This is a genomic window from Flavobacterium sp., from assembly GCF_049590715.1.
Lineage (GTDB): Bacteria > Bacteroidota > Bacteroidia > Flavobacteriales > Flavobacteriaceae > Flavobacterium.
This window is the reverse complement of the sequence record NZ_JBAWDL010000103.1, coordinates 1-3,699: the sequence shown is the minus strand read 5'-3', so window position 1 is coordinate 3,699 and position 3,699 is coordinate 1. Positions and strand designations below refer to the sequence as shown.

Below are 3,699 nucleotides of genomic sequence, written 5' to 3'. Positions count from 1 at the left end.
ATTACAGTATAATATCAATTCGTTTTTATAATAATGCAAGTATATTTTCAGTTTTATAGAAGTAGCAGGCGGGCACAGAATGCAATTCTGCGCTAACGATTATGGTAAAAACAGTACTTCATAATTTTGTTTCTCGTCTTAAACGACTGCCTACCTAAATTTAACAGAACAACATAGCGTTTACAACACGTAAAACAAAAACAGAAGTAACTTGTAAAAAAGTAACTTCTGTTTTTTTTATGGGATTGAGCGATTGTTTTTTGGGTATTTCTTATATTCGTATTAGCTTGTATAATCAATGAAAAACAAATAAAGGATGAGTTTCTTAAAAAAGATGTTTTCCAAAAAAGGAGATGAAATCAATAGTTACGCAGCATTTTGGGAATGGTTTCAGGCTAATGAAGCTACTTTTTATAAAGTGGTAAAAGAAGGAACCTCAATCGAAAAAGACTTTTTTGAAAAACTGACTCCTATGTTGGATGCCTTGCATGAAGGTTATTTTTTTCTAACAGGTATGTGTGATGAAACTACTGCCGAATTGGTCATTACCGCTGAAGGCATTGTAAAAAACATTGTTTTTGTCGAAGAGCTAATAAAAGTTGCACCTCAGATTCCCAATTGGAAATTAACGGCTTTAAAATCAGAACTAGATATTGAAAACATACAAATCAGTATGGCAGGTTACGAGTTTAAAAGTGAAAACCTTTCTTTTTACGCCATAGAACACAAAAACTATCCTGACGAAGTAGATATTGTTATTGTATATGATGACTTTAACGAAGAAGATAAATCGGTAATAGTTAACGGTGCCTTTATATTCTTAGATAATTTTTTGGGCGAATTGAATTCGGTTACCACCATTGACAGCTTGGCTGTTGTTTCAAGAGAAGAAGCAAAAGAGGAATTGATTCCCATTGCCAAGTTGAAAAATTACCTGATTTGGAGAGAAAAAGAATTTGTTGAAAAATACAATGACTATCGTTACACCACTGAAAATGATAGTTTCTCTAGTTTAGAAGCGGAACTCACTAACGGAAAACCTTTGGTTGCCATTGTAAATTCCACTTTGCTAGAGTGGGAGAATAAAGCGTCACATCCATGGATTATGAGAGTAGTAATTCCGTTTAATGGAAACAAGAAAAACGGTATGCCGGATGATAAAACTTTTACTTTACTCAATCAAATAGAAGAAGAAATAATGAAGGAGCTGAAGGATGAAGATGGTTATTTGAACGTTGGAAGACAAACAGCAGATGGGGAAAGAGAAATTTACTTTGCTTGCAAAAATTTCCGTAAACCTTCAAAAGTGCTAAGTGTATTGATTCCTAAATATGATAACAAGTTTAAAATAAAGTACGATTTGTTTAAGGATAAGTACTGGCAAACTTTAGAAAGATTTAAACCGAGTTATTAAATAATTTAGTTTTATCTAATTTAGTATATTAGACATCCTTAAACACAAGGAGTTTTTAAAATAATAAAACCAAATTTGTGTTTGTAATTTATAAAAATCAGATAATGAAAAATAGACTTTTTTTACTTTTATTCTTGGTTGGGGTTTTCGGTAATGCACAATCCGAAAGCACAAAGACAAAACTTACTGAAATTAATGCGCAAGTAGCAAAAGAAACCGCCAAGTATAAAGACTCATTAACCAATGCGGGTGGAAGCTATGCTCAGCCTTTAGATATTGAATTTAAAACGGATGTTTACAATATAGAAAAACTAGCGGATAAAAAAATTGAAGTTGATTATTCGACTGCAGGAATGACGAATGTGGTGTTTGAACTCAATAATAATTATGATAAATTGTTGAATAAATATTATAGTATTTTGTTAAATAAATTGAGTGTAAAAGATCAAGAACAATTGAAAGTATCACAAAGAAATTGGCTAAAATTTAGAGATAGCGAAATAGAACTTATTGGGGTTATTTCGAAAGAAGAGTATACTGGTGGTGGAACAATTCAAAGTAATATTAGAGCAAGTCAGATATGTGATTTAACTAAAAATAGATTATTCGAAATTAAAGAACATTTGAGTCAATTTTTAGATTAAATTTTTAAAAAAAATACAAATAAAAAAATCGTATTGTTAGCAGTATTTATTTTTGCTTTCCTACTCATTCCCAGAAAGAAAGAGGCGTGATAGCCTCTTAAAATTATTAAAACTTATTGAACGATGACTGGATGGATGTTGGGGGGTTCCGTTCAACAACGGTTGCATTGTAAGCTCTTCAAACCCAATGAAACTCTAACTGTTGTAGTTATCCTTTATTTTAAGCGTCTGTCTTTTTCATCTATTTCCAAGTCATTTATGCTTGCAAATCTTTTTTTCATAAATCCATTTTCGTCAAACTCCCAATTTTCATTCCCATAAGAACGAAACCATTGTCCGCTATTATTTTGCCACTCGTATTCAAAACGAACAGCTATTTTGTTGTCTGTAAATGCCCATAATTCTTTTTTCAGTTTATAGTCTAATTCTTTATCCCATTTAGCAGTTAGAAATTCTTTTACTTCTTTTTGCCCATTGATGAATAAATGTCTATTTCGCCATTCTGTATCAATTGTGTAAGCAAGTGAAACTTTTTCAGGGTTTTTAGAATTCCAAGCATCTTCTGCCATTTGTACTTTCTGAGTTGCCGTTTCAAAGTTAAACGATGGAAGTGGTAGTTTCTGTTCCATTATTTTGATTTATTAAAGCGTTTACGATTGTTTTTGATTTGTTTACTGCCCATTGATTTTTGAAAAGTTGGCTTTCAACAATTGCACTTTCAAAGAGTAAATAAATATAATCTGCTAATTGTTTGTCAGCTATAATCTGTTTAAAATATTCTCGCAATTCATTTTTATGATTTTGAATTACATTTAAAATTTTTGTGTTGTCTGTAGGTATTTCAGAAAGTAAATTAAGGAAACTACTACTTGTCACGCTGAAAGCGTCTCACGATAGTTGAGCCACTTTGCAGAGACGCTTTCAGCGAGACAAATTGATCGGATTAGCTTGGGTTTTATAACTGTATTTGTCAATCTATGCGGGCACAGAATGTAATTTTGCGCTAACGTTTGTGCATATCCGAGCGGGTCTCACTTTAATACTAATCAACAAAGGTTTCTTTGATAACGTCTTTAGTTTGTGTTAGTTCTGTTTTGCTTAATTTCCCTAGTAGTTTTACTATTCTTTTTTTATCTACAGTTCTAATTTGGTCAACTGCAATCATTCCTTTTTTACCATTGTGTTTTATAGGGATTCTGGTGGGATATTCTTTCATACTCGAAGTCATAGGACAAATAACTATCGTACTCAAATGTTTATTCATTTCGTTTGGAGAAACGATGACACAAGGTCTTGTTTTTTGAATTTCACTTCCTAACGTTGGGTCTTGATTGACTAAAACTATGGCATATTGTGCTAATTCCATTCTTCAAAATCTTCATCGTTAAAAACATCATTCATTAGCATTTTATCATCTCCTTCTTCATTCATTTTTTCAAAAGCAGCTTCCCAGTTTTTTCTAGGAGTTTCAATAGGTTTTAGGATAATTTGCCCAGCTTCAAGTATAATTTCTACTTTGTCCTTAATATTGTATTTATCCAAAATGGTTTTGCTCAATCGCAAACCCTTTGAATTTCCTATTTTGATTATTGCAGTTTCCATAATTTGATGATTTATTGTTATTACAAAGTAACTACATTA

General features: G+C 31.6%; 6 protein-coding genes. 2 read left to right on the top strand and 4 right to left on the bottom strand.

All coding sequences use genetic code 11. The features are described 5' to 3' along the window. The first annotated feature begins 316 nt into the window (after positions 1-316). Both WBQ70_RS04885 and WBQ70_RS04880 read left to right on the top strand, forming a co-directional pair. Positions 317-1,414, top strand: coding sequence for a DUF695 domain-containing protein (locus tag WBQ70_RS04885; RefSeq protein ID WP_423911314.1), 1,098 nt, complete (start codon positions 317-319; stop codon positions 1,412-1,414). Positions 1,415-1,518: 104 nt separating this feature from the next. Further along, entirely contained in the window at positions 1,519-2,058 is a 540-nt protein-coding gene (locus WBQ70_RS04880; protein WP_423911312.1) for a lysozyme inhibitor LprI family protein, read from the top strand. Positions 2,059-2,273: 215 nt separating this feature from the next. On the opposite strand, the gene WBQ70_RS04875 is transcribed toward WBQ70_RS04880, so the two are convergent. The 4 genes from WBQ70_RS04875 to WBQ70_RS04860 all read right to left on the bottom strand — a co-directional run bounded on the left by WBQ70_RS04875 (position 2,274) and on the right by WBQ70_RS04860 (position 3,660). Then, entirely contained in the window at positions 2,274-2,687 is a 414-nt protein-coding gene (locus WBQ70_RS04875) for a DUF1348 family protein (RefSeq protein WP_423911311.1), read from the bottom strand. Then, positions 2,656-2,934, bottom strand: a complete 279-nt coding sequence (locus WBQ70_RS04870) for a hypothetical protein (RefSeq protein ID WP_423911309.1) — start codon at positions 2,932-2,934, stop codon at positions 2,656-2,658. The genes WBQ70_RS04875 and WBQ70_RS04870 overlap by 32 nt, the downstream gene beginning before the upstream one ends. Positions 2,935-3,100: 166 nt before the next feature. Continuing rightward, positions 3,101-3,424, bottom strand: coding sequence for a type II toxin-antitoxin system PemK/MazF family toxin (locus WBQ70_RS04865; RefSeq protein ID WP_423911307.1), 324 nt, complete (start codon positions 3,422-3,424; stop codon positions 3,101-3,103). Further along, positions 3,415-3,660 (bottom strand): AbrB/MazE/SpoVT family DNA-binding domain-containing protein, encoded by a 246-nt coding sequence (locus WBQ70_RS04860; protein WP_423911305.1) that lies wholly within the window; start codon positions 3,658-3,660, stop codon positions 3,415-3,417. Before WBQ70_RS04860 ends, WBQ70_RS04865 begins: the two co-directional genes overlap by 10 nt. Positions 3,661-3,699: the final 39 nt, after the last annotated feature.

Coding starts and splice junctions, on each gene's coding strand:
- WBQ70_RS04885 (WP_423911314.1), top strand. CDS start 317: ATGAGTTTCTTAAAAAAGATGTTTTCCAAAAAAGGAGATGAAATCAAT.
- WBQ70_RS04880 (WP_423911312.1), top strand. CDS start 1,519: ATGAAAAATAGACTTTTTTTACTTTTATTCTTGGTTGGGGTTTTCGGT.
- WBQ70_RS04875 (WP_423911311.1), bottom strand. CDS start 2,687: ATGGAACAGAAACTACCACTTCCATCGTTTAACTTTGAAACGGCAACT.
- WBQ70_RS04865 (WP_423911307.1), bottom strand. CDS start 3,424: ATGGAATTAGCACAATATGCCATAGTTTTAGTCAATCAAGACCCAACG.
- WBQ70_RS04860 (WP_423911305.1), bottom strand. CDS start 3,660: ATGGAAACTGCAATAATCAAAATAGGAAATTCAAAGGGTTTGCGATTG.